Genomic DNA, 1,309 nt, shown 5'->3' with positions numbered 1-1,309 from the left:
GCCGGGCGGCCCGGCGGCGCGCGCGGGCCCGGGTCCGGGGCCGGTGGCGGTAGACGCGGCGGGCCCACGGCGATCCGGGGCGCGCGAGCCGTACGGCGCCGATGACCGCCACCAGCGGCACCAGCACCCCGATCACCGCGATCCGCAGCTTGCCCTTGACGAGGGCGAGCAGGGCGAAGGCGAAGTTGACGGAGACCTCCGCGACCACGGCCCCGCGGTCGCCGCGTTCGGCGTCCGACACCTCGTTCACCCCGAACGGCAGGAAGCCGCTGAGCACCAGGGCGACGAGAGCCGCGGTGACCACGACGACCTCGACGCTCTGTCGGCCCTGCTCGGTCCAGTAGACGTCGTGCAGGTGGAGGATCAGCGCGAACTCGTCCAGCACCAGCCCCGCGCCCACCCCGAAGAGCACCGCCGAGATCGCCGCCCCCACCCCATGCCGTCCGCCGGCGACCGCGCCGAAGCCGCCGATGACGGTGAGGATCACGCCGGGCACCACATGGTGGACGTGGACCCCGCCGGGGCTGACGTCGTGGAACGGGCCCTTGCCCGCCTTGATCAGCCGGGTGATGGTGCGCGTGATCACGAACGAGAGGATGAACGAGGCCAGCGCGAGGAGCAGCGGCAGCTTGCCGGGCTCCCCGATGTTGCGTTCCCACCAATGGCCCATGGCCCGTCAGGGTCGCGCGATACCCTGCGGCGCGATGGACACCACGCCGGAGCAGTCCCCCGACCGCCAGCCGGACCCGGACCCGGAGATACCGCCGGACCCCGGACCGGAGATACCGCCGCGTCCGGCGCATCCCCCGCGAGCCTCCCTGGATGACGGCCTCCGCTTCGCCTTCGGCACGCTCACGGCGCTGCCCGTGACGGTGGCGCGCTGGGATCGCGAGGCGGCGCGCGTGGGCATGCTGTGCGCCCTGCCGGTCGGGCTGACGGTCGGGCTGTGCGCGGCCGCGGTGGGCGGTGTGCTGCTGTTCCTGGGCGCCGGGCCGCTGCTCGCGGCGGTCGCCACCGCCGCCGTACCCGCCGTACTGACCCGCGGCCTCCACCTCGACGGCCTCGCGGACACCGCGGACGGCCTCGGCAGCGGCAAGCCCGCGGACGAGGCGCTGCGGATCATGAAGCGGTCGGACATCGGCCCGTTCGGCGTCATCACCCTGCTGTTCGTGTTGCTCGCGCAGGTCGCGGCGCTGGCCGAGCTGTACGGGGAGAGCTGGACGCGCGGCGCGGTGGCCGCCGCCGCGGCGGGGCTCGTCGCCCGGTGCGCCCTGACGCTCGCGGCCCGCCAGGGGATGCCCGCGGCCCG

At 75.2% G+C, this 1,309-nt stretch carries 2 protein-coding genes; one reads left to right on the top strand and one right to left on the bottom strand.

From position 1 onward, the window contains the following. Positions 1-670: hypothetical protein (locus EEJ42_RS31545; RefSeq protein ID WP_123105280.1), on the bottom strand; the 670-nt coding region annotated here is incomplete at its 3' end. A gap of 34 nt (positions 671-704) precedes the next feature. Between EEJ42_RS31545 and EEJ42_RS31540 the strand changes: the two genes are divergently transcribed. Continuing rightward, positions 705-1,309, top strand: a 605-nt coding sequence (locus EEJ42_RS31540; RefSeq protein ID WP_246097520.1) for an adenosylcobinamide-GDP ribazoletransferase, incomplete at its 3' end; no start/stop codon positions are given.

The sequence above is a fragment of the Streptomyces botrytidirepellens genome (assembly GCF_003721215.1).
Taxonomy (GTDB): Bacteria; Actinomycetota; Actinomycetes; order Streptomycetales; family Streptomycetaceae; genus Streptomyces; species Streptomyces himastatinicus.
The sequence above is the reverse complement of the archived record's forward strand: the minus strand, read 5'-3'. Positions and strand labels throughout refer to the sequence as shown.